This window comes from Nocardia sp. NPDC058499 (assembly GCF_042719915.1).
In the GTDB taxonomy this organism is placed as follows: Bacteria; Actinomycetota; Actinomycetes; order Mycobacteriales; family Mycobacteriaceae; genus Nocardia.
Genome location: NZ_JBHXMZ010000004.1, coordinates 422296 through 445344 on the forward strand (window position 1 = coordinate 422296; position 23049 = coordinate 445344).

General features: G+C 65.4%; 21 protein-coding genes and 1 tRNA gene. 15 read left to right on the plus strand and 7 right to left on the minus strand.

Annotated features, from left to right (window positions below):
* Positions 1-245 precede the first annotated feature (245 nt).
* The 10 genes from ACFWPH_RS15660 (at position 246) to ACFWPH_RS15705 (ending at position 13920) form a co-directional block, all read left to right on the plus strand.
* Positions 246-318 (plus strand) — tRNA-Trp (locus ACFWPH_RS15660).
* A gap of 32 nt (positions 319-350) precedes the next feature.
* Positions 351-716 (plus strand): preprotein translocase subunit SecE, encoded by a 366-nt coding sequence (gene secE, locus ACFWPH_RS15665; RefSeq protein ID WP_378751457.1) that lies wholly within the window; start codon positions 351-353, stop codon positions 714-716.
* A gap of 120 nt (positions 717-836) precedes the next feature.
* Entirely contained in the window at positions 837-1613 is a 777-nt protein-coding gene (gene nusG / locus ACFWPH_RS15670) for a transcription termination/antitermination protein NusG (protein WP_378751459.1), read from the plus strand.
* Positions 1614-1699: 86 nt separating this feature from the next.
* Positions 1700-2134, plus strand: coding sequence for a 50S ribosomal protein L11 (gene rplK / locus ACFWPH_RS15675; RefSeq protein ID WP_033246964.1), 435 nt, complete (start codon positions 1700-1702; stop codon positions 2132-2134).
* Positions 2135-2292: 158 nt separating this feature from the next.
* Positions 2293-3012, plus strand: coding sequence for a 50S ribosomal protein L1 (gene rplA / locus ACFWPH_RS15680; protein ID WP_378751462.1), 720 nt, complete (start codon positions 2293-2295; stop codon positions 3010-3012).
* A 385-nt stretch (positions 3013-3397) separates the two neighbouring features.
* Complete coding sequence (rplJ, locus tag ACFWPH_RS15685; RefSeq protein WP_033246962.1) at positions 3398-3937, plus strand: 50S ribosomal protein L10; 540 nt, start codon at positions 3398-3400, stop codon at positions 3935-3937.
* Between the two features lie 75 nt (positions 3938-4012).
* Positions 4013-4393 (plus strand): 50S ribosomal protein L7/L12, encoded by a 381-nt coding sequence (rplL, locus tag ACFWPH_RS15690; protein ID WP_378751464.1) that lies wholly within the window; start codon positions 4013-4015, stop codon positions 4391-4393.
* A gap of 312 nt (positions 4394-4705) precedes the next feature.
* Positions 4706-5794, plus strand: coding sequence for an ABC transporter ATP-binding protein (locus tag ACFWPH_RS15695; protein WP_174375623.1), 1089 nt, complete (start codon positions 4706-4708; stop codon positions 5792-5794).
* A gap of 542 nt (positions 5795-6336) precedes the next feature.
* The gene (locus tag ACFWPH_RS15700) at positions 6337-9861 is read left to right on the plus strand and encodes a DNA-directed RNA polymerase subunit beta (protein ID WP_378751466.1); all 3525 of its coding nucleotides are present in this window, start codon (positions 6337-6339) and stop codon (positions 9859-9861) included.
* Between the two features lie 105 nt (positions 9862-9966).
* Positions 9967-13920 carry a DNA-directed RNA polymerase subunit beta' gene (locus ACFWPH_RS15705; protein ID WP_378751468.1) on the plus strand — a complete coding sequence of 1318 codons (3954 nt, stop codon included), beginning with the start codon at positions 9967-9969 and terminating at the stop codon, positions 13918-13920.
* Positions 13921-14151: 231 nt separating this feature from the next.
* On the opposite strand, the gene ACFWPH_RS15710 is transcribed toward ACFWPH_RS15705, so the two are convergent.
* A complete protein-coding gene (locus tag ACFWPH_RS15710; RefSeq protein ID WP_378751470.1) occupies positions 14152-14829 on the minus strand; it encodes a TetR/AcrR family transcriptional regulator in 678 nt (225 codons plus the stop codon).
* A 136-nt stretch (positions 14830-14965) separates the two neighbouring features.
* Between ACFWPH_RS15710 and ACFWPH_RS15715 the strand changes: the two genes are divergently transcribed.
* Positions 14966-15484, plus strand: coding sequence for a hypothetical protein (locus tag ACFWPH_RS15715; RefSeq protein WP_378751472.1), 519 nt, complete (start codon positions 14966-14968; stop codon positions 15482-15484).
* Positions 15485-15540: 56 nt separating this feature from the next.
* On the opposite strand, the gene ACFWPH_RS15720 is transcribed toward ACFWPH_RS15715, so the two are convergent.
* The gene (locus ACFWPH_RS15720) at positions 15541-16410 is read right to left on the minus strand and encodes a formate/nitrite transporter family protein (protein ID WP_378751474.1); all 870 of its coding nucleotides are present in this window, start codon (positions 16408-16410) and stop codon (positions 15541-15543) included.
* Between the two features lie 250 nt (positions 16411-16660).
* On the opposite strand from ACFWPH_RS15720, the gene cynS reads away from it, so the two are divergent.
* From cynS to ACFWPH_RS15735, 3 genes are all read left to right on the plus strand, one after another.
* On the plus strand, positions 16661-17110 hold the full coding sequence (cynS, locus tag ACFWPH_RS15725) for a cyanase (RefSeq protein ID WP_378751477.1): 450 nt from the start codon (positions 16661-16663) through the stop codon (positions 17108-17110).
* Positions 17111-17182: 72 nt separating this feature from the next.
* Positions 17183-17515: an ArsR/SmtB family transcription factor gene (locus ACFWPH_RS15730; protein WP_378751479.1), complete on the plus strand. Its 333-nt coding sequence runs from the start codon at positions 17183-17185 to the stop codon at positions 17513-17515.
* The gene (locus ACFWPH_RS15735) at positions 17512-17985 is read left to right on the plus strand and encodes an SRPBCC family protein (RefSeq protein WP_280414291.1); all 474 of its coding nucleotides are present in this window, start codon (positions 17512-17514) and stop codon (positions 17983-17985) included. Before ACFWPH_RS15730 ends, ACFWPH_RS15735 begins: the two co-directional genes overlap by 4 nt.
* A gap of 87 nt (positions 17986-18072) precedes the next feature.
* On the opposite strand, the gene ACFWPH_RS15740 is transcribed toward ACFWPH_RS15735, so the two are convergent.
* Positions 18073-19083: an aldo/keto reductase gene (locus ACFWPH_RS15740; protein WP_378751481.1), complete on the minus strand. Its 1011-nt coding sequence runs from the start codon at positions 19081-19083 to the stop codon at positions 18073-18075.
* A gap of 101 nt (positions 19084-19184) precedes the next feature.
* Between ACFWPH_RS15740 and ACFWPH_RS15745 the strand changes: the two genes are divergently transcribed.
* Entirely contained in the window at positions 19185-20099 is a 915-nt protein-coding gene (locus tag ACFWPH_RS15745; RefSeq protein WP_378751483.1) for a helix-turn-helix transcriptional regulator, read from the plus strand.
* Here ACFWPH_RS15745 and ACFWPH_RS15750 read toward each other — a convergent pair.
* The 4 genes from ACFWPH_RS15750 to ACFWPH_RS15765 form a co-directional block, all read right to left on the minus strand.
* Entirely contained in the window at positions 20060-21076 is a 1017-nt protein-coding gene (locus ACFWPH_RS15750; RefSeq protein ID WP_378751485.1) for an aldo/keto reductase, read from the minus strand. The genes ACFWPH_RS15745 and ACFWPH_RS15750 overlap by 40 nt on opposite strands.
* Positions 21077-21090: 14 nt before the next feature.
* Positions 21091-21531, minus strand: a complete 441-nt coding sequence (locus ACFWPH_RS15755; RefSeq protein ID WP_378751487.1) for a MerR family transcriptional regulator — start codon at positions 21529-21531, stop codon at positions 21091-21093.
* Positions 21532-21660: 129 nt separating this feature from the next.
* The gene (locus ACFWPH_RS15760) at positions 21661-22641 is read right to left on the minus strand and encodes a pirin family protein (protein ID WP_378751490.1); all 981 of its coding nucleotides are present in this window, start codon (positions 22639-22641) and stop codon (positions 21661-21663) included.
* On the minus strand, positions 22634-22942 hold the full coding sequence (locus tag ACFWPH_RS15765; RefSeq protein ID WP_280414296.1) for a GNAT family N-acetyltransferase: 309 nt from the start codon (positions 22940-22942) through the stop codon (positions 22634-22636). The genes ACFWPH_RS15760 and ACFWPH_RS15765 overlap by 8 nt, the downstream gene beginning before the upstream one ends.
* Positions 22943-23049 lie beyond the last annotated feature (107 nt).

Here is a 23049-nt window from a genome sequence, read left to right on the forward strand (position 1 = left end):
AGCCGTGCCGTACACTCGGGTTTCTGGGGTCACCAGCCGATGCGCGCTGCTCTGCAAGGCTGGTTCCAGGCGGGGTTCTCGAGCATCGGCCGCACGGGCTGAGTAGGCTCGGGTCGAACCGGACGAGCCGGTCCCGCCGACGGGGCCGGCATCTGCCGGAGCGGCGCGCGTGTTGTGTGACCACGGCACCGATAATTGAATACCGCAGTGTGGCTGGATCGCACGCAAGTGTCCGGTTCGGCCGAAGGGGCGTAGCTCAAATGGCAGAGCAGCGGTCTCCAAAACCGCAGGTTGCAGGTTCAAGTCCTGTCGCCCCTGCCCAGGATGCCCGGCGATGAGAGAGGATCGACGTGACCGACGAGCGGGATGACACCGCCGCCGCGCAGCGGCCGAGCGGAAAGCGCTCCGCTCGGCGGGGTCGGTCCGCCACGTCGGGCGCGTCCGATACCGGTTCGATCGCGACCATCGATCGGGCGGCGCGTAAGGACGAGAAGAAGTCCGGCCGAGCCGATCGGGAGCGGTCCCGGAATCCGTTCAAGCGTTTGTTCAAGTTCCTGCGTGAGGTGATCGCGGAACTGCGGAAGGTTATCTGGCCCAACCGGAAGCAGATGATCACCTATACGACCGTTGTTCTGGTGTTCGTGATCTTCATGGTCGCGTTCATCAGCGGGTTGGATCTGGCGTTCATCAAGGGTGTCGACTGGTTGTTCGGCTAGCCAGGCGATATCGGCGCCGGTGCCCCGATCCGCGCCCGCGGGCCGGACGCCAGACAAGACCGCCGCGCCCGAACCCGGCACGCAGAGGATGCACGTGACGACACAGGAAGCGAGTGCCCAGTGAGCACCCCGGAGAACGACACCACCGACGAGTTCCCGGTCGACGATCAGACGGCCGAGGAGGCCGCTGTACACGTCGAGGAGCCGGCGTCCGATGCCGCGCCCGAGGCTGCCGACGAGGCCGCACCCGCATCCGCCGAGGAAGACGAGCCGGATCCGGTCGAGCAGATGAAGGCCGTGCTGCGGCGTGCTCCCGGCGATTGGTATGTCATCCACTCCTACGCCGGCTACGAGAACAAGGTGAAGACCAACCTCGAGACCCGTGTGCAGAACCTGGACCTGGAGGATTACATCTTCCAGGTCGAGGTGCCCACGGAAGAGGTCACCGAGATCAAGAACGGTCAGCGCAAGAGCGTCAACCGCAAGGTGCTGCCGGGTTACATCCTGGTCCGGATGGATCTGAACGACGAGTCCTGGGGCGCGGTGCGTAACACCCCCGGCGTCACCGGATTCGTCGGTGCGACCTCGCGCCCCTCGCCGCTGACCATCAACGAAGTGGTGAAATTCCTGGTCCCGGCCTCCCAGCAGAAGAAGGCGCCCGCGCCCGCTGCTGCCGCGACTTCTTCGGAAACCGCCGGCGAGACCCCGGCCAAACCGGCCATCGAGGTCGATTTCGAGGTCGGCGAATCGGTCACGGTGATGGACGGCCCGTTCGCGACGCTGCCCGCCACCATCTCCGAGGTCAACGCCGAACAGCAGAAGCTCAAGGTGCTGGTCTCGATCTTCGGTCGCGAGACGCCGGTCGAGCTGGAATTCACCAAGGTCGCCAAGATCTAGCGGCGGCGCCTGTGCCTCCCGGGGCGGTTGTGTCCCGGGCCGGACCTTGCAGAGCGCAAGGAACACCACACAACTAGGAAAGAAAGATGCCCCCCAAGAAGAAGAAGCTCGCCGGGATCATCAAGCTTCAGATCCAGGCCGGCGCGGCGAATCCGGCTCCGCCGGTGGGCCCGGCGCTCGGTCAGCACGGCGTCAACATCATGGAGTTCTGCAAGGCCTACAACGCCGCGACCGAATCGCAGCGCGGCAATGTGGTGCCGGTCGAGATCTCGGTGTACGAGGATCGGTCCTTCGACTTCAAGCTGAAGACCCCGCCTGCCGCCAAGCTGCTGCTGAAGGCTGCCGGTGTGCAGAAGGGTTCGCCCGAGCCGCACCGCAACAAGGTCGCCACGGTGACGATGGATCAGGTGCGCGAGATCGCCAAGACCAAGCAGGAAGATCTGAACGCCAACGATATCGATCAGGCGGCCAAGATCATCGCCGGCACCGCGCGCTCGATGGGTATCACTGTCGAAGGCTGAGCGTCAGCGCCGGAGGCGGTAGCGCAGCGTAACCACGCAGGCGTAGCGAAGCCTTCCATCAGGCACTGAGGCTGAGGGTCGTCGTCGATCCTGCATTCGGTGGGAGGGCCGGCCAGGCCCGATAACCACAGCTGAACCACGGACAAGGACAGAGAAACATGGCAAAACGAAGCAAGGCGTATCTCGCCGCGGCCGAGAAGGTCGATCGCGACAAGCTGTACTCCCCGCTGGCCGCCGCGCGGCTGGCCAAGGAGACCTCCACGACCAAGACCGATGCGACCGTCGAGGTCGCCGTGCGGCTCGGTGTGGATCCCCGTAAGGCCGATCAGATGGTGCGCGGCACGGTGAACCTGCCGCACGGTACCGGTAAAACCGCCCGCGTCATCGTGTTCGCGGCCGGTGAGAAGGCCGCCGAGGCCGAGGCTGCCGGTGCGGACGCCGTCGGCGCCGAGGACCTGATCGAGCGGATCCAGGGCGGCTGGCTGGACTTCGACGCCGCGATCGCCACCCCCGACCAGATGGCCAAGGTCGGCCGGATCGCGCGTGTCCTGGGCCCGCGCGGCCTGATGCCGAACCCGAAGACCGGTACGGTCACCACCGATGTGACCAAGGCGGTCAACGACATCAAGGGTGGCAAGATCAACTTCCGCGTCGACAAGCAGGCCAACCTGCACTTCGTCATCGGTAAGGCGTCCTTCGACGACAACAAGCTGGTGGAGAACTACGGCGCCGCGCTGGACGAGATCCTGCGGGCCAAGCCGTCGACGGCCAAGGGGCGTTACGTCAAGAAGGTGACGGTTTCGACGAACACCGGACCGGGCATCCCGGTGGACCCGAACCGCACCCGCAACCTCCTCGACGAGGACGCGACTGCGTAAGGCGCTCGGCAAGTACATCGATAGCGGTGGGAACGGGACAACCGTTCCCACCGCTATCGTCGTTTCGGAGCCGTCGGATGGGCCGTTTTGCCAGGACAGGGCTCCAGCAGGTACGCTTATGCAGGTTGTCGACCAGTTCGACACCACCCAATCTGTTCTACCGAAGACCGTAGGTCTGCCGGTCCCGTATGGGATCGGCCGAAGGTCCGGCGAGAGTGCCGGCGGCCCACGCAGGGAGAGCCGAGGCCGGTAGTGAGCACAGGATCATCACTGTGCCGGATACTTTTTCGCGCCCCGGAACGCTCTGCGTTCGGGGCGCTTGTTCTTTCGCCGGCCCCTGATGCGGTAGGGCAATCCCGAACCGACATCAGAGAGGAGGCGAAGTATGGCGAAACCCGAGAAGGTTACCGCGGTCGCGGAGATCACTGAGCAGTTCAAGGGCTCGACGGCAGCAGTTATCACGGAATACCGTGGCCTGTCCGTCGGTGCCCTCACCGAACTGCGCCGTGCGCTCGGTGCCGACACCACGTACTCCGTCGCCAAGAACACCCTGGTGAAGCGCGCCGCGGCCGAGGCCGGTGTGGAGGGCCTGGACGATCTGTTCGTCGGACCCACCGCGATCGCGTTCATCTCCGGTGAACCCGTCGAGGCGGCCAAGGCGCTCAAGACCTTCGCCAAGGATCACAAGGCGCTGGTCATCAAGGGCGGCTACATGGACGGTGCGCCGCTGTCCGTGTCCGAGGTCGAGCGGATCGCCGATCTGGAGTCCCGCGAGGTGCTGCTGGCCAAGCTGGCCGGTGCCATGAAGGGCAACCTGGCCAAGGCCGCCGGTCTCTTCAACGCTCCTGCTTCGCAGGTGGCCCGCCTGGCCGCCGCGCTGCAGGACAAGAAGCAGGCCGAAGGTGGAGACGCCGCCGCGGAGTGACACCTTCCGCATTTCCCGCGGAACGGTCGATCCCGGCTCGCCCGCACAGACATTCACTATCGAAAGGAAACAACAATGGCCAACGTTGACGAGCTGCTCGAAACCTTCGGCAACATGACCCTGCTCGAGCTGTCGGACTTCGTGAAGAAGTTCGAGGACAAGTTCGAGGTCACCGCTGCTGCTCCGGTCGCCGTCGCGGCCGCCGGTGCTGCCCCGGCCGCCGCCGAGGCCGCCGAGGAGCAGGACGAGTTCGACGTCATCCTCGAGGGTGCCGGCGATAAGAAGATCCAGGTCATCAAGGTGGTCCGCGAGATCGTTTCCGGCCTGGGCCTGAAGGAAGCCAAGGACCTCGTCGAGGGCGCCCCGAAGCCGATCCTGGAGAAGGTGGCCAAGGAAGCCGCCGACGCCGCCAAGGAGAAGCTGGAAGGCGCCGGCGCCAAGGTTTCGGTCAAGTAATTCCGAGCTGTGGCTACTGAGCGTGGGCGAGGGCCCTGCGTGGTGGCGCTTCGCTGCCGCCTCCGGTCCTGACCGGTCCACGCTGCGGCATCAGAAATGGGCGGTTCCTGCGGGAGCCGCCCATTTTTTTTGTTTGCTGGTTAACCGCGATTCTGCGGTGTGGGGACCTCCGGTGATGGTTACTCTTCAGTCAGGTCGGGTGTGTTACCGCGGTCCCATGAGTTACAGTGGCCGGACCCACTGTGACGTGACGCACCGCTACCGGGTCAGCGGTGCAAAGTGGGTAGCTCGCTGAGAAATGTGGAGGTTGGCGTGGGCGTCGAGGTCAGGACCGAGGGTGCAACCAAGTCGTTCGGTTCACAGCGGATTTGGCAGGACGTTTCTATAACCCTGCCTGCCGGTGAGGTCAGCGCGCTGCTGGGCCCGTCGGGTACCGGTAAGTCCGTATTCCTGAAATCGCTCATCGGCCTGCTGCGGCCGGAGCGTGGATCCATTTTCATCGGTGGTACCGATATCACCACTTGTTCGAACAAGGAGCTCTACGAGATCCGCAAACTGTTCGGCGTGCTGTTCCAGGACGGCGCGTTGTTCGGTTCGATGAATCTCTTCGACAACGTGGCTTTCCCGCTGCGCGAGCACACCAAGAAATCGGAGTCCGAGGTCCGCAAGATCGTCATGGAGAAGCTGGAAATGACCGGCCTCCTCGGCGCCGAGGGCAAACTGCCCGGCGAGATCTCCGGCGGTATGCGTAAACGTGCCGGTCTGGCGCGCGCGCTGGTGCTCGATCCGCAGATCATCCTGGTCGACGAGCCCGACTCGGGCCTGGATCCGGTGCGTACTTCGTATCTCAGCCAGTTGCTGATCAATATCAACGCCCAGATCGACGCCACGATCCTGATCGTGACGCACAACATCAACCTGGCGCGGACGGTACCCGACAACATCGGCATGCTCTTCCGCCGCCAGCTGGTGATGTTCGGCCCCCGTGAGGTGCTGCTGACCAGTGATGAGCCGGTGGTGAAGCAGTTCCTCAACGGTCGCATGATCGGGCCCATCGGTATGTCCGAGGAGAAGGACGAAGCCCAGATGGCGCGCGAGCAGGCCCTCGTGGACGCCGGGCACCATCACGGCGGAGCCGAAGAGGTCGAGGGCATCATCCCGCAGATGAAGGCGGAGCCCGGTATGCCGGTACGGCAGGCCGTCCAGCGGCGGAAGAACCGGGTGCGCGAGATCATGCACACCCTGCCGCACGCCGCGCAGTCCGCCATCCGCGAATCGCTCGACGAGGCGGACGAGACGATGGTCATGTCCTACAACTCCGGGCAGCAACTCGGTGCGGGTGATCAAGGTAACGATTTCCCGGGTTCGGACTTCGACACCATGCAGTACCCCAAGGTCTGATCAGCTCGCTGGCGAGAAGCAGCGCGTCGGGTTTCGCACCCGGCGCGCTGTTCGTTTTCCTCGCCCGGGCGACGCGCTCGCGCCGCACCGGCCCGTGTCGGGACCGTTGCCGGTGATCTTGTAGTGCGACAGGCGATCCGGCAGACCACCAGGTCGGCACGGGCACTTGACGAGTTTCGCCGGACCAGTCACGCTATTGGAGGCAGCATCAGTTGCCTCGGTAGTGCACGACCACCCACGCCGAATCGCCTGCCTCGGCGGCCCGGCCGTGGCCCGGAACGCAGCCAGCGAAACCGGCCCGGCGCGTCAGCCGCGCAGCGGTTCGTGGGGGTGGTACTTTGACACCTCCGTATAGGTAGGTGTAGGTTTGGACGTTGCGCTGGCTGCCTCCTGTCCATACCTTGATCGCACTACGAAAGTTCCACCCTTCCGGTGTTGCTTCCGTTGTTTGCTGTTCGAGTCTCGTTCGGGTCGTGACCAGCGAGAATCCCAAAATGTAGCAGACAAGCGACGGTCGCGGACCACCACGCGACGCGCGTGAGGTGCTGGAAGGACGCATCTTGGCAGTCTCCACCCAGACAAGCGCCAATACGAAGCTGGGAGTTTCCGGAGGTATCCCCGGGGCTCCGTTGCGGGTGTCTTTCGCGAAGCTCCGGGAGCCGCTGGAGGTGCCCGGACTTCTCGATCTACAAACGGAATCTTTCGCCTGGCTGGTCGGCACGCCGGAATGGCGTGAGCGGGCAGCCGCTCGCGGCGACGGCGGGCTGGTCGGCGGGCTCGAAGAAGTCCTCGAGGAGCTCTCTCCGATCGAGGATTTCTCGGGCTCGATGTCCCTGTCCTTCTCCGATCCACGCTTCGAAGAGGTCAAGGCCTCTCTCGACGAGTGCAAAGACAAGGACATGACCTACGCGGCGCCGTTGTTCGTCACCGCGGAGTTCATCAACAACAACACCGGCGAGATCAAGAGCCAGACGGTCTTCATGGGTGATTTCCCGATGATGACCGATAAGGGCACCTTCGTCATCAACGGCACCGAGCGTGTCGTGGTGTCCCAGCTGGTCCGTTCGCCGGGCGTCTACTTCGACCAGTCGGTCGACAAGAGCACCGAAAAGGATCTGCACAGCGTCCGGGTCATTCCGAGCCGCGGCGCCTGGCTGGAGTTCGATGTCGACAAGCGCGATACCGTCGGTGTGCGCATCGACCGTAAGCGCCGTCAGCCGGTCACCGTTCTGCTCAAGGCCCTCGGCTGGACCAACGAGGAGATCGCCGAGCGTTTCGGCTTCTCCGAGATCATGATGTCCACCCTGGAGAAGGACAACACCGCCGGCCAGGACGAGGCACTGCTCGATATCTACCGGAAACTGCGTCCGGGCGAGCCGCCGACCAAGGAATCCGCGCAGACCCTCCTCGAGAATCTGTTCTTCAAGGAGAAGCGCTACGACCTGGCCCGGGTCGGCCGGTACAAGGTCAACAAGAAGCTGGGCGTGAACGCCGGCGTCCCGGTGACCGGTTCGGTGCTGACCAAGGACGATATCGTCGCCATCATCGAGTATCTGGTTCGTCTGCACCAGGGTGATCGCACGATGACGGTCCCCGGCGGCGTCGAGGTCCCGGTCGAGGTCGACGATATCGATCACTTCGGTAACCGTCGTATCCGTACCGTCGGTGAACTGATCCAGAACCAGATCCGCGTGGGCCTGTCCCGGATGGAACGTGTCGTGCGTGAGCGCATGACCACCCAGGACGTCGAGGCCATCACGCCGCAGACCTTGATCAACATCCGTCCCGTCGTGGCGGCGATCAAGGAATTCTTCGGCACCTCGCAGCTGTCGCAGTTCATGGACCAGAACAACCCGCTGTCCGGCCTGACCCACAAGCGCCGCCTCAACGCGCTGGGTCCGGGCGGTCTGTCGCGTGAACGCGCCGGCCTCGAGGTCCGCGACGTCCACCCGTCGCACTACGGCCGCATGTGCCCGATCGAGACCCCGGAAGGCCCGAACATCGGCCTGATCGGCTCGCTCGCGGTGTATGCGCGGGTCAACCCGTTCGGCTTCATCGAGACCCCGTACCGGAAGGTCATCGATGGCCTGGTCACCGACGAGGTCGTGTACCTGACCGCCGACGAAGAGGACCGGCACACCCGTGCCCAGGCCAATTCGGTGGTCGGCGCCGACGGGCGTTTCGTCGACGATCGCATCCTGGCCCGTAAGGGCAACGAGGAGATGGAGTTCGTCTCCCCGGCAGAGGTCGACTACATGGATGTCTCGCCGCGCCAGATGGTGTCGGTGGCGACCGCCATGATCCCGTTCCTCGAACACGACGACGCCAACCGTGCCCTCATGGGCGCGAACATGCAGCGCCAGGCCGTGCCGCTGATCCGTTCCGAGGCGCCCGTGGTGGGTACCGGTATGGAACTGCGCGCCGCGGTCGACGCCGGCGATGTGGTCGTGAACGAGAAGCCCGGTGTGGTGGAGGAGGTTTCCGCCGACTACATCACCGTCATGCACGACGACGGCACCCGCCGCAGCTACCGGATGCGTAAGTTCGCCCGCTCCAACCAGGGCACCTGCGCCAACCAGCGGCCGATCGTGGACGAGGGCCAGCGGGTCGAGTTCGGTCAGGTCCTGGCCGACGGGCCGTGCACCGAGAACGGTGAGATGGCGCTGGGCAAGAACCTGCTCGTCGCGATCATGCCGTGGGAAGGCCACAACTACGAGGACGCGATCATCCTGTCGCAGCGCCTCGTGGAGGACGACGTCCTCACCTCGATCCATATCGAAGAGCACGAGATCGACGCCCGCGATACCAAGCTGGGCGCCGAGGAGATCACCCGGGATATCCCGAACGTCTCCGACGAAGTGCTGGCCGATCTGGACGAGCGGGGCATCGTGCGTATCGGTGCCGAGGTCCGCGACGGCGACATCCTGGTCGGCAAGGTCACCCCGAAGGGCGAAACCGAGCTGACCCCCGAGGAGCGGCTGCTGCGCGCGATCTTCGGTGAGAAGGCGCGCGAGGTGCGCGATACCTCGCTGAAGGTGCCGCACGGCGAATCCGGCAAGGTCATCGGTATCCGGGTGTTCTCCCGCGAGGACGACGACGATCTGCCTCCGGGCGTGAACGAGCTGGTCCGGGTGTACGTCGCGCAGAAGCGCAAGATCCAGGACGGCGACAAGCTGGCCGGCCGCCACGGCAACAAGGGTGTTATCGGCAAGATCCTGCCGACCGAGGATATGCCGTTCCTGCCGGACGGCACCCCGGTCGACATCATCCTGAACACCCACGGTGTGCCGCGTCGTATGAATATCGGCCAGATCCTGGAAACCCACCTCGGCTGGATCGGCAAGGCGGGCTGGAAGGTCGATATCGCCACCGACGGCACCCGCCCGGATTGGGCGCAGGCGCTGCCCGAGCAGATGCTGGGTGCCCCGGCCGACTCCAATATCGCCACCCCGGTGTTCGACGGTGCGCGTGAGGAGGAGCTGACCGGTCTGCTCGCCTCGACCCTGCCCAACCGCGACGGTGAGCGCATGGTCAACGACGACGGTAAGGCAGAGCTGTTCGACGGCCGGTCCGGCGAACCGTTCCCGTATCCGGTGGCCGTCGGCTATATGTACATCCTGAAACTGCACCATCTGGTCGACGACAAGATCCACGCCCGCTCGACCGGCCCGTACTCGATGATCACGCAGCAGCCGCTGGGTGGTAAGGCGCAGTTCGGTGGTCAGCGTTTCGGCGAAATGGAATGCTGGGCCATGCAGGCCTACGGCGCCGCCTACACCCTGCAGGAACTGCTGACCATCAAGTCCGACGACGTGGTGGGCCGCGTGAAGGTCTACGAGGCGATCGTCAAGGGCGAGAACATTCCGGAGCCGGGCATTCCGGAATCGTTCAAGGTTCTGCTCAAGGAACTCCAGTCGCTATGCCTCAATGTCGAGGTGCTGTCCTCCGACGGTGCCGCGATCGAGATGCGCGACGGCGACGACGAGGACCTGGAGCGGGCGGCGGCCAACCTGGGCATCAACCTGTCCCGGAACGAAGCGGCCACCGTCGACGATCTGGCGAACTAGGGCGTCGGCCGGGTGCCGTAGTCACGACTCGGCACCCGGCTGGTGCGTTCGAACCAATAGAGAACTTTTGCTCGTATTCGACCCGCACAGGGGAAAGGAAGTTACGTGCTAGACGTCAACTTCTTCGATGAACTCCGGATCGGCCTGGCCACCGCCGAGGACATCCGTAACTGGTCCTACGGCGAGGTTAAGAAACCGGAGACCATCAACTACCGCACGCTCAAGCCGGAGAAGGACGGCTTGTTCTGCGAAAAGATCTTCGGTCCCACCCGGGACTGGGAGTGCTACTGCGGTAAGTACAAGCGCGTCCGCTTCAAGGGCATCATCTGTGAACGCTGCGGCGTCGAGGTGACCCGCGCCAAGGTGCGCCGTGAGCGGATGGGTCATATCGAACTGGCCGCCCCGGTCACCCACATCTGGTACTTCAAGGGTGTGCCGAGCCGGCTCGGTTACCTGCTCGACCTGGCGCCGAAGGATCTGGAAAAGATCATCTACTTCGCCGCCTATGTCATCACGGCTGTCGACGACGAGATGCGGCACAACGAGCTGTCGACCCTCGAAGCCGAGATGGAGGTCGAGAAGAAGACCGTCACCGATCAGCGCGACGCCGACCTCGAGGCCCGGGCCCAGAAGCTCGAGGCCGACCTGGCCGAGCTGGAGGCCGAGGGCGCCAAGTCCGATGTCCGCCGCAAGGTGAAGGACGGTGGCGAGCGCGAGATGAAGCAGCTCCGCGACCGCGCCCAGCGGGAGCTGGACCGGCTCGAGGAGATCTGGAACACCTTCACCAAGCTGGCCCCCAAGCAGCTGATCGTGGACGAGGTGCTCTACCGCGAACTGCAGGACCGCTACGGCGAGTACTTCACCGGCGCGATGGGTGCGGAATCCATCCAGAAGCTGATGGAGAACTTCGATATCCAGGCCGAGGCCGAGAACCTGCGCGAGACCATCCGCAGCGGTAAGGGTCAGAAGAAGCTGCGCGCGCTCAAGCGGCTCAAGGTCGTGGCTGCCTTCCAGACCAACGGCAACTCGCCGATGGGCATGGTGCTCGATGCCGTTCCGGTGATCCCGCCGGAGCTGCGGCCGATGGTTCAGCTCGACGGTGGCCGGTTCGCCACCTCCGACCTGAACGACCTCTACCGTCGCGTGATCAACCGCAACAACCGCCTCAAGCGACTGATCGATCTCGGTGCGCCCGAGATCATCGTCAACAACGAGAAGCGGATGCTGCAGGAGTCCGTGGACGCGCTGTTCGACAACGGCCGTCGTGGCCGGCCTGTCACCGGCCCGGGTAACCGCCCGCTGAAGTCCCTGAGCGATCTGCTCAAGGGTAAGCAGGGCCGGTTCCGTCAGAACCTGCTCGGTAAGCGCGTCGACTACTCCGGTCGTTCGGTCATCGTCGTCGGTCCGCAGCTGAAACTGCACCAGTGCGGTCTGCCGAAGCTGATGGCGCTGGAGCTCTTCAAGCCGTTCGTGATGAAGCGGCTGGTCGACCTGAACCACGCGCAGAACATCAAATCCGCGAAGCGGATGGTGGAGCGGCAGCGGCCGCAGGTGTGGGATGTGCTCGAAGAGGTCATCGCCGAGCATCCCGTGCTGCTGAACCGTGCGCCGACCCTGCACCGCCTCGGTATCCAGGCCTTCGAGCCGCAGCTGGTGGAAGGTAAGGCCATCCAGCTGCACCCGCTGGTCTGTGAGGCGTTCAACGCCGACTTCGACGGTGACCAGATGGCCGTGCACCTGCCGCTGTCGGCGGAGGCGCAGGCCGAGGCCCGCATCCTGATGCTGTCCTCGAACAACATCCTGTCGCCGGCGTCCGGCCGCCCGCTGGCCATGCCCCGCCTGGACATGGTGACCGGCCTGTACTACCTGACCCGCTTCGACGAGGGCGCCAAGGGCGAGTACCAGCCGGCCACCGCCGACGGGCCGGAGACGGGCGTGTACTCCTCGCCGGCCGAGGCGCAGATGGCGGTCGATCGTGGTGAGCTGACCGTGCGGTCGAATATCAAGGTTCGGCTGACCGACCAGCGTCCGCCCAAGGACATCGAAGCGGAGCTGTTCCCGGAGGGATGGCGGCGCGGCGACGCGTGGACCATCGAGACCACGCTGGGCCGGGTGCTGTTCAACGAACTGCTGCCCGGGGACTACGCGTTCATCAACGAGCCGATGCCCAAGAAGCGGCAGGCGACGATCATCAACGATCTCGCCGAGCGGTACCCGATGATCGTGGTCGCGCAGACCGTCGACAAGCTCAAGGACGCCGGCTTCTACTGGGCCACGCGTTCGGGTGTCACCGTCTCCATGTCGGACGTGCTCGTTCCGCCGGAGAAGGCCGAGATCATGGAGCGCTACGAAGCGCAGTCCGATCAGATCGAGAAGAAGTACCAGCGTGGTGCGCTCGATCATCAGGAGCGCAACAACGCCCTGGTCAAGATCTGGCAGGAAGCGACCGAAGAGGTCGGTAAGGCGCTGCGCGCGCACTATCCGGCCGATAACCCGATCATCACGATCGTCGATTCGGGCGCTACGGGTAACTTCACCCAGACCCGTACCCTCGCGGGTATGAAGGGCCTGGTGACGAACCCGAAGGGTGAGTTCATCCCGCGGCCGATCAAGTCCTCGTTCCGTGAGGGCCTGACCGTTCTCGAGTACTTCATCAACACCCACGGTGCTCGTAAGGGTCTGGCCGATACCGCCCTGCGTACCGCCGACTCGGGTTACCTGACCCGTCGTCTGGTGGACGTCTCGCAGGACGTGATCGTGCGCGAAACCGACTGCTCCACCGAGCGCGGCATCGTCGTGCATATCGCGGAGAAGCAGCCGGACGGCACCATGATCCGCGACCCGCACGTGGAGACCTCCGCCTACGCCCGGACGCTCGCGTCCGACGCGGTGGACACTGCCGGCAACGTGGTGGTGGGCAAGGGTGCCGATCTCGGCGACCCGGCCATCGAGGCGCTGCTGGAAGCCGGTATCACCGAGGTCCGGGTCCGCTCCGTGCTGACCTGCGGCACCGGCACCGGTGTCTGCGCGGTCTGCTACGGCCGTTCGATGGCAACCGGCAAGCTGGTCGATATCGGCGAGGCCGTCGGTATCGTCGCCGCCCAGTCCATCGGTGAGCCCGGTACCCAGCTGACCATGCGTACCTTCCACCAGGGTGGTGTCGCGGGTGACGACATCACCGGTGGTCTGCCGCGTGTGCAGGAGCTGTTCGAGGCGCGTGTGCCCAAGGGCAAGGCGCCTATCGCCGAGGTGTCGGGCCGGATCCGGCTGGAGGACGACGACCGCTTCTACAAGATCACCATCATCCCCGATGACGGTGGCGACGAAGTGGTCTACGACAAGCTGTCCAAGCGTCAGCGTCTGCGTGTCTTCAAGCACGACGACGGTACCGAGCGTCTGCTGTCCGACGGCGATCACGTCGAGGTCGGCCAGCAGTTGCTGGAAGGCGCGGCGGATCCGCACGAGGTGCTGCGCGTGATGGGTCCCCGGCAGGTGCAGATCCACCTGGTCCACGAGGTCCAGGAGGTCTACCGCTCGCAGGGTGTGTCGATCCACGACAAGCACATCGAGGTCATTGTCCGCCAGATGCTGCGCCGGGTGACGATCATCGATTCGGGCGCCACCGAGTTCCTGCCCGGTTCGCTCACCGAGCGTGCCGAGTTCGAGGCGTCCAACCGCCGGGTCGTCGCCGAGGGCGGCGAGCCTGCGGCCGGCCGTCCGGTGCTGATGGGTATCACCAAGGCGTCGCTGGCCACCGATTCGTGGCTGTCGGCGGCGTCCTTCCAGGAGACCACCCGAGTGCTGACGGATGCGGCGATCAACTGCCGCTCCGACAGGCTCATCGGCCTCAAGGAGAACGTGATCATCGGTAAGCTGATCCCGGCCGGTACCGGTATCAACCGGTACCGCAACATCCAGGTCCAGCCGACCGAAGAGGCCCGTGCCGCGGCGTACGCGGTGCCGTCCTACGACGACACCTACTACAGCCCCGAGGGCTTCGGCGCCACCACCGGTGCCGCGGTTCCGCTGGACGACTACGGGTTCAGCGATTACCGGTAGTCGGTTCGTTCGGTAACACCCACATCGGCCCCGCACCGTTTCGGTGCGGGGCCGATTGCGTTCGTGCCGACCGGCCGGAGCGGAGGCCGGCCACAGCCGGTTGCGGCGCTTGCCGGTGAATCCGGTGCGGATCCGGCCCCTGTGGTACTCAGTTGTCGCAGAAGCGAGTACAGGACCGTTGCCGGGTTTCACTTGCACGCTTAGCGGGCGTGGGGGCGGGGACTATGCGGTTTACTCGGCGGTCGTGTACCGCTGTAGCCCATCGAAGAGGGCATTCAGTCCGAATGCGTAACTGCTGTCGGGGCTTTCGTTGTACCCGGTACCGGCGGCGGATTCGATGCGGGCACGTAGGCGGGGGAAACGGCGGGCGACCTCGGTGGCGGAGTCGAGGGCTTCGGTGAGTTGCGCGTCCGGATCGGCGCCTTTGGCGGAAAGGCGCCGACGCAGCGAGATATTCGCCGCCGCGCCCACGGCATTGCCGAGGACGAACATGAAGACCGTGGCCGCGGCGCGGTCGGCTTCGGCGGGCGCGAAGCCGGCGTTGTCGTAGACGGCGAGGGCATGGTCGTCGTGGCGGGACTTGTTGTCGCCGTACAGCAGATACGACGCCTGTGCCTGTACCAGCCAAGGATGCCGGTTCATCATCTCGTACATGCCGATGGCCATGGCTTCCGCTGCCGTGCGCCAGCCCATGGTGTCGAGGTCAGGCAGGGTTATTTCGGCCCAGACCTCGTCGGCGGCGAGGCGGACCAGGTTGTCCTTGTTCTGGACGTGCCAGTACATCGCGGTGGGAGCGGCATCGAGTCGTTTGCCCAGGCTCCGCATATTGAGTCCGTCGAGGCCTTCCTCGTCGAGGAGTTGGATGGCGGTGCCGACGATCTGTTCGCGGGTGAGGGTATCGCGGGGCATAAAACGACTCTAACGGGCTGTCGACCCTTCTTGCACAAAGTTCAAGAGATCTATTGCACTTAGTTCAAGTGGCGCGATACGTTACTTTTACTTAGTTCAAGTCGGCGCCGCTTGCGCCGCTGGAAGGGAACCGGCCATGAACGTCCTCATCGCCACACTGGCCGCGGCCGTCGCCGCAGCGTTCGTCAGCATGCCGTTGGTCCGGCACCGGTACGGTGCGACGGCCATGGCCTGCGCGCAGAACGAACTGGCACGCCAAGGTGTGCGCACCACGGCGTTGCGTGAAAACGGTATGCGCTTCGACGCCAGCGGGCACGAATCGGCCGCGCCGATCGGCATCGCCGCCGTACTGCTCACCGTCGCCGGCCTGAACCTCGCCGGAGTGTCGTGGTCGGCGCCGCTGAACACGGGCGTATTCGCTCTGGTGCTGCTCGGCAATGCGGTCATCGTCTACAGCAACCTCACTGCGGTGGACTCGGTGCGCGCGGCTTTCCGCCGCAAGAACGATCCAGAGCTGATGCGAGTCGATGTCGCGGCGCTGTTGACCGCGGCCGAGGCGGGCTTCCCGGTGTGGACCTGGACTCTGCAGAGGATCCGGAACGTGGTGGTTTTCGGTGCCGCCGCGGCGGCCCTCGCGGTTGTATTCCTGGCCTGACCGGTCACGACGGTCAGCTCGCCCCGCTCCGCACCCGGAGCGGGGCGAGGTCCGAGTCAGGCCCGGGCGGCGCTCTCCGCCGGCGCCTCATCGGCTTCTGGGACCGATTCGGTCGCCGGGCGAGGCCGGGGGGTGGCGGTGCGGGCGTGGGTTGCGTAGAGCGTCAGGCCGACGAAAGCCAGGCCGCCCACCAGATTACCGATCACCGTGGGGATTTCGTTCCACATCAGGTAGTCGCCGACCGAGAAATCGCCGCCCAGCAGGAGGCCGGAGGGGAACAGAAACATATTGACGATCGAATGCTCGAATCCCATATAGAAGAACAGCATGATCGGCATCCACATGGCGATCACTTTGCCGGATACCGAGGTCGACATCATTGCCGCGACGACGCCGGTCGAAACCATCCAATTGCACAGTACGCCGCGGATGAAAAGGGTGAGCATGCCGGACGCGCCGTGGTCGGCGTAACCGACGGTGCGGGATTCGCCGATTTCGCCGAGCCGCTGCCCGACCTCGTTCGGATCCATCGAAAAACCCATGGTCACGATGATCGCCATCATGACGGCGACGGTGAATGCGCCGGCGAAATTGCCGACGAAGACGAGGGCCCAGTTGCGTAGTACCGCACGCCAGTTCACCCCGGGCCGCTTGTCCAGCCAGGCCAGCGGGACGAGCGTGAATACGCCGGTCAGCAGATCGAAACCCAGCAGGTAGAGCAGGCAGAAGCCGACCGGGAACAGGACCGCGCCGAGGAGCGCATTGCCCGTCTGCACCGTGATGGTGACCGCGAACGCGGCGGCGAGCGCCAGAATCGCACCCGCCATGAAGGCCCGGATCACCGTATCGCGCGTGGACATGAATGCTTTCGATTCACCGGCGTCGATCATTGCGCCGACGAATTCCGCCGGTTTGAGGTACGACATGACACGTCCTTCGCTTGTAGTGCTCGTGGACGAAGTGTGCGATGTCCGGATTTCCGGGTCGTATCGAGCCGGACGCACCCGTGTAACCGGGTGCTCATGGCCGCCATTTCCCTTGGCGTATCTGTGTTGTCGAGATTTTCCGGAAGCGAATGTATCGGTGAGGTAAACAGTGTGATACCCGTGCGGTCGGATATGCCCGGCGGTGGCAGGCTTTCGATATTTCCGGTGATTCCGATATCAGGAGGTCTTTATGGATCCGATCATGAGCAAGAGCGCAGCCGCTGAACTCGTTGTCGCGGCACGTATTCGGCGCGGGCTGACCTGGGTTGCCATCGCCGAGGCACTCGGCGCTCCGCTGGTCTGGACGACGGCCGCGTTGCTCGGACAGCATCCGATGACGGCGGAGCAGGCGCGCCAAGTATGCGATCTGCTGGGATTGGACGATGCGGTGGCGGAGAGTCTGAGCCGGCAACCCGCCCGCGGCGCGGACCCGGCGCTGATGAGCGACCCGACGATCTACCGATTCGTCGAGGCGATCTCCGTATACGGTCCCGCGCTCAAGGAGTTGATCCACGAGGAGTTCGGGGACGGGATCATGAGTGCGATCAACTTCAAGGTCGACTTCGCGCGCCGGCCGGATCCGGATGGTGACCGTGTCGTCATCACCTTCGACGGCAAGTTCCTCGACTATCGCTGGTGACGGTCGGGGGCTACAAATCTTTTTCGCGGCGTCTTGTTGACACAGCTGCGCCGGGCGCTAATACTGAACTAGATGGTTCAGTATGAGTTTTTGGACGCCTCCTTCGGGGCGCTCGCGGATCCCACCAGACGGGGCATTCTCGAGCGCCTCGGCCGCGGCCCCGCCACCGTCAGCGAACTGGCCGACGACTTCTCGATGACCCTCACCGGTATCAAGAAGCACATCCGGTTGCTCGAGGATGCGGGGATGGTGGTCACCGAGAAAAAGGGGCGGGTCCGGTACTGCCGGATCGGTCCCGATGTATTCGAACGGGAGGTGGCCTGGATGCAGGGCTACCGGCAGATGCTGGAAGCGCGTATGGACCGTCTCGGCGAATTCCTGCAACGAACGGAGCACGAACAATGAGCACTGCCACCGAAGAAGCCGTCGTCACCACCCCCGCGGACCGTGAGATCCGGGTCGAACGGGTTTTCAACGCCTCGCGCGAACGAGTGTGGGCCGCCTACAGCCGGATCGAACAGTTGGCCCAGTGGTGGGGACGCGGTAATCAGCTCGATATCGAGCGCTGGGAGTTCCGGGTGGGTGGGCACTGGCGATTCGTCGAACGCGCCGACGGCGAGTCCCACGGATTCGAGGGCCGGTTCCGGGAGATCGTGCCCCAGGAGCGGATCGTGCAGTCCTTCGAATGGGACGGTATGCCCGCGCATATCACCATCGACGCGGCGACGTTCGAGGATCTCGGCGACGGGCGTACGCGGGTGGTCACCGTCAGCCAATTCCACACCCCGCAGGAGCGGGACGGGATGCTGCAATCGGGTATGGCCGAAGGGCTCAACGCCAGCTACCGGGCCCTGGACGCCCTCCTGGCGAAGTAACCAGCGGGCGCCTGCGTCCTCGGCACCGGAGCCGAGGACGCGTGGCACGCCGGCCGCTGGTTCACCGTCCGGGCCGGAGTCAGCGGCTCATCGCTCGCTGTCCAGCGTCCCCATCAGCGGCTCCGGGTAGCGGCTGCCGACCACCGCGGCGGCCGGTACGGCCTCGGCGATCGTGGCCTGTTCGGCCGGGGTCAGCGATATCGCCGCGGCACCGATCGACTCCGCCCACCGCCGCGCGCTGCGCGTGCCTATCAGGGGGACGATATCGTCGCCGCGGCCGAGTACCCAGGCGATGGCGAGTTGCGCGGTGGTGACACCTCGCTCCTGGGCCAGGCCCGCCAGTGTGTCGACGAGTTTCAGGTTGGCGTCGAGGTTCTCGCCCTGGAAGCGCGGTATGCCGGCCCGGGAATCCGAGAGGGCGGCACCGTCCCGGCCGCGCAGCGCATCGCTGAGCAGGCCGCGGCTGAGCACACCGTAGGCCGTGATCCCGATCCCGAGTTCGCGGCAGGTGGGCACGATTTCGGCCTCGATACCGCGGGAGAACAGCGAATACTCGATCTGCAGGTCGGCGATCGGGTGGACGGCGGCGGCCCGGCGCAAGGTTTCGGCGCCCACCTCGGACAGTCCGATATGCCGGACGTAACCGGCGTCGATCATCTCGGCGATGGCACCGATGGTGTCCTCGATCGGCACCGCGGGATCCAGCCGTGCCGGGCGGTAGATATCGATATGGTCCACGCCGAGCCGGCGCAGGCTGTAGCTCAGGAAGTTCTTCACCGCCGCCGGCCGGGTGTCCATACCCTGCCAGCTGAATCCCGGGCCCATCAGTGCACCGAATTTCACGCTGAGGGTGACTTCTTCGCGCGGCCGGTCGGCGATCGCCCGCCCGACCAGCATCTCGTTGTGACCGCTCCCGTAGAAATCGCCGGTATCGATGAGCCCGGCGTCGGAATCCAGGGCGGCGTGGATGGCCGCCACCGATTCCGCTTCGTCGGCGGGCCCGTACACGCCCGACAGGCCCATGGCGCCGAATCCGATCCGGCCGACCGTGGGGCCGGTACGGCCCAGCCGTGAGGTCCGCATCTGTGTGTTCGTCATGGGTTCCACTGTGGTGTCCCGTTTGCACTCTCGGCAGAGACGCTTTATCGGGGGAGCGGCGATCCCTGGCTGCGGGCGCCGCGGTGCGCGACAGTGGAGGTATGGAACGCAGCGAACTCGCCGACTTCCTTCGCCGGCGTCGCGAACAGCTGACGCCCGCGGAGGTCGGGCTACCGCCCGGTTCGCGCCGGCGGACGCCGGGGTTGCGGCGCGACGAGGTGGCGTTGCTCGCCGGGATCTCCACCGACTATTACACCCGGCTGGAGCAGGCGCGCGGTCCGCGGCCGTCCACGCAGGTCCTGGCCGCGCTCACCCGGGCCTTGCGCTACACCAGTGACGAACGCGACCACGTCTACTTTCTGTGCGATCACTCTCCGCCCGGTGGCAGCGGCCCGGACAAACACGTGGGACCGGGAATGATGCACGTCCTGGCGAAACTGGACGACACACCGGCAGCCGTGATCACCGATCTCGGCGAAACCCTGGTGCAGAACCGGATGCACACCCTGCTGATCGGTGACCAGACGGCCTTGCCCGGCCGGCACCGTTTCTTCGCCTGGCGGTGGTTCACCGATCCGGCGGCCCGCGAATTCTGCCCGCCCGACGACGTGGACCGGATATCGCGCCGGCAGGTGGCCGATCTGCGCGCCACCGCGGCGCGCCGCGCGAAAGACCCCGATGTGCTGGATTACGTGGGCGCGCTGCGTGCGGCCAGCGCCGAATTCGAAAAGCTCTGGAACGAGCATCTGGTGAGCGTGCGGCTTTCCGATGTGAAAAGCATCGTGCATCCGGAACTCGGGGAAATCGCCTTCGACTGTGAAACCCTGCTCACCACCAGCGCCACCCAGCGACTACTGATCTACCGGCCGCGGCCGGGTACCGATGCCGCGGAGAAGCTGGAACTGCTGCGCGTTATCGGTACCCAACGCTTGGATGGCTCGGAGACGGCGCCTTCTGGGCGTCCCGCGACAGTGTCCTACTCGCGGCCCGCCGAGGTGAAGGACATATCCGCATAGCGCGGTCCGGCGACCTGTCCGGCGATCGGTTCCAGCCGGGTCAGTTCGGCGGCGGTCAGCGCGACCGTGGCCGCTGCGGCATTCTCTGTCAGCCGGGTCCGGCGGCGGGTGCCCGGAATCGGCACGATCGGTAGCCCATGCTCTTGGGCCCGGGAATGCACCCAGGCCAGGGCGACCTGTGCGGGCGTGAGTTCCCGTTCCTCGGCGATCTCGTATACGGGTGCCAGCAGGCCCGCGTTGTGCGTCGCGTTGGTACCGGTGAAACGTGGCATATGCCGCCGGAAGTCGGTGTCGTTCAGTTCGCCGGCTTGTGCGAAGGATCCGGTGAGGAATCCCCGGCCGAGCGGTGAGTACGGAACGAAGGTGACGCCGAGCTCGGCTGCCGCGGGTACCGCGGTACGTTCGACATCCCGGGAGAACAGTGACCATTCCGATTGCACCGCGGTGATCGGGTGGACCGCGTGGGCGGCGCGCAGTTCTTCCCCGGTGACTTCGGAAAGCCCGAGCGCGCGTACTTTGCCCTGCTGGACGAGTTCGGCCATCACGCCGACGGTCTCCTCGATGGGTACTTCGGGATCGCGCCGGTGCATGTAGTAGAGGTCGATGGTGTCGATCCCCAGCCGGCGCAGGCTGGCGTCCACGGCGGCGCGGATGTATTCCGGTGAGTTGTCGATGCCGCGGTAGTGCAGGTCGTCCGGTTTACGGGTGATGGCGAACTTGGTGGCCAGTACGACCTGTTCCCGGTTGGCGCGGACGAAATCGCCGATGAATTCTTCGTTGTCGCCGGAACCGTAGATATCGGCGGTATCGAACAGGGTGATGCCGAGTTCGAGCGCCCGGTCCAGGGTCGCGCGGGCTTCGGCGCGGTCGGTGGGGCCGTAGAACTCGCTCATACCCATACAGCCCAGGCCCTGGATACCGACCCGGATCCCTTCGGGGCCCATCGGGGTGCTCGGCAGTGTTGCGGTGGTGGTCATTCGTGGAAATCCCTTCACGATGCGGCGTTGTCGGGGGACCGGGCGGGGGTGGAGGCGGTGTGCTCCTCGTAGAGCGCGATCTTGTAATCCAGGACCGCCACGGTCTGCTGGAGTTCGGCGATACGGTCGAGAGCCTCGGCGCGGGTGGCGCGGAACATGGCGAGCCGTTCCGGGATGGTGTTCTCCCCGGCCCGGACCAGCTGCGCGTAGCGGATCATGTCCGCGACCGACATACCGGTGGTGCGCAGCCGGGTGATCAGCGTGAGCCATTCCAGGTCACGATCGCTGAACCGGCGTCTACCGGTGTGGTCGCGACCGATATGGGAGAGCAGGCCGATGCGCTCGTACCAGCGCAGGGTGTCCTGGCTCAGCCCGCAGTGCCGGGCGGCGGCGCCGATCGTATGCCGGGGGATATCCCCGCCGGGCTCGCTGCCGGTCGGTGCGGAAAGACTCACGGAATTCACCTTCGTCCGGAAAAATAGTGCGCCACAGCCCTTTCCGTGGGGCGAGCCGCGTCCTCTCGTCGAACAGCGATAACGCTAGCCACCTGGAGTGGACTCCAGGCAAGCGGCGCGAAGAGATTTTCAGCCGCGTGGGCGGCGGCCGCGGGGTTTCAACTGCCCACCGGGTAGCGGCGGTGCGGGGATCCGCTGCTCGGGCGGATGACCGGCGATATCACCGAAACGGGCGGTATTGCGCTGCTCCCAGTCGGTGCGTGCCGCGGCGATCTCCGTATGCTCGCGGGCGACGAAATTCCACCACATCACCAGTTCCTCGGCCAGCGGCTCGCCGCCGATCAGCGCGAACCGGCCACCGCCGGCGCTGGACAACTCCAGATCGGCACGGCCGGTGCCCAGGTACAGCAGCGGGCCCGGGGCCATCTCGACACCGGCCGCGGTCACTTCGCCCTCGACCACTAGGACCGCGTGTTCGTACGCCGGGTTCGTCTGCAGCGGGGTCGTAGTGGCGGGATCGATCTCGATATCCGCGCCGACCAGCGGCGTGTAGATCATCGCCGGCGAGGTGACCCCGGCCAGCGTTCCCAGCAGTACGGTCGCGCGCAGACCCGGAACGTCGTGCACCGGCAGATCGCGGTGCTGTTCGAAATGCGGTGCGATATCGCGGTGCGCGTCGGGCAGTGCGATCCACAGTTGCAGTCCGCGTCCGGCCGGGGCATCCGGCACGGTGTACTCCGAATGGGCGATCCCGCGGCCGGAGGTCATCAGGTTCAGCTGGCCCGGTTCGATCAGCACATCCGAATGCACCGAATCGCGATGCCGGATCCTGCCCTCCAGCGGCCAGGTGACCGTCTGCAGGCCGATATGCGGATGCGGGTCGATATCCGGCGGCAGATCCGTGGTGGTCACCGTCGGCGCGCCGAAATAGTCGAGGAAGCACCAGGCCCCGACGGTCGGCAGATCGCGCTGCGGGAGGGTGCGTTCGACATATGTGCCACGCACCCCGCCCAGCGGCACTTCCCGGGCCGGATAGAGCTCCGTCACCGGACCCGGGCCGCTCGCCGGCACGCACAGCGTTTCGGCGGGATGCGGGTCGAGATCACTCACCGTCTACGCCGACCACATGCGCGGCATACTCGGGATGGCGCTCCAGATAGCTTCGGATGAACGGGCATTCGGGACGGATCCGGTGCCCGCGGTCGACGGTATCGCGGATCGCGAACGCGGCCAGTTTGCTGCCGAGCCCCTTGCCTTCGAATGCCGAATCGACCTCGGTATGGGTGAAAACGGTTTCCGTGCCGCGATCGGTGTACTCGGCGAAACCGGCGAGACCGCCGCCGTAGAACACCTCATAGCGGTCTTTGTCCGCGTTGCGGACGACCGTGCTCTCCTCGGTTGTTCCGGTCATTACCGCACTTCCTCTCGGTCTGCGACTACCGGCTCCCGGCGGCGCGGCCGCCGACGGACCCCGAGGGCCAGCGTACTCAGCCCACTGAACCGTGGCACGAGCCGGAC

Excerpts from the sequence above, each read along its gene's own strand:
- rplK (WP_033246964.1), top strand. The coding sequence starts at position 1,700 with ATGCCCCCCAAGAAGAAGAAGCTCGCCGGGATCATCAAGCTTCAGATC.
- rplA (WP_378751462.1), top strand. The coding sequence starts at position 2,293 with ATGGCAAAACGAAGCAAGGCGTATCTCGCCGCGGCCGAGAAGGTCGAT.
- rplJ (WP_033246962.1), top strand. The coding sequence starts at position 3,398 with ATGGCGAAACCCGAGAAGGTTACCGCGGTCGCGGAGATCACTGAGCAG.
- rplL (WP_378751464.1), top strand. The coding sequence starts at position 4,013 with ATGGCCAACGTTGACGAGCTGCTCGAAACCTTCGGCAACATGACCCTG.
- ACFWPH_RS15710 (WP_378751470.1), bottom strand. The coding sequence starts at position 14,829 with ATGCCCCGCGATACCCTCACCCGCGAACAGATCGTCGGCACCGCCATC.
- ACFWPH_RS15715 (WP_378751472.1), top strand. The coding sequence starts at position 14,966 with ATGAACGTCCTCATCGCCACACTGGCCGCGGCCGTCGCCGCAGCGTTC.
- ACFWPH_RS15720 (WP_378751474.1), bottom strand. The coding sequence starts at position 16,410 with ATGTCGTACCTCAAACCGGCGGAATTCGTCGGCGCAATGATCGACGCC.
- cynS (WP_378751477.1), top strand. The coding sequence starts at position 16,661 with ATGGATCCGATCATGAGCAAGAGCGCAGCCGCTGAACTCGTTGTCGCG.
- ACFWPH_RS15730 (WP_378751479.1), top strand. The coding sequence starts at position 17,183 with ATGGTTCAGTATGAGTTTTTGGACGCCTCCTTCGGGGCGCTCGCGGAT.
- ACFWPH_RS15735 (WP_280414291.1), top strand. The coding sequence starts at position 17,512 with ATGAGCACTGCCACCGAAGAAGCCGTCGTCACCACCCCCGCGGACCGT.
- ACFWPH_RS15740 (WP_378751481.1), bottom strand. The coding sequence starts at position 19,083 with ATGACGAACACACAGATGCGGACCTCACGGCTGGGCCGTACCGGCCCC.
- ACFWPH_RS15745 (WP_378751483.1), top strand. The coding sequence starts at position 19,185 with ATGGAACGCAGCGAACTCGCCGACTTCCTTCGCCGGCGTCGCGAACAG.
- ACFWPH_RS15750 (WP_378751485.1), bottom strand. The coding sequence starts at position 21,076 with ATGACCACCACCGCAACACTGCCGAGCACCCCGATGGGCCCCGAAGGG.
- ACFWPH_RS15765 (WP_280414296.1), bottom strand. The coding sequence starts at position 22,942 with ATGACCGGAACAACCGAGGAGAGCACGGTCGTCCGCAACGCGGACAAA.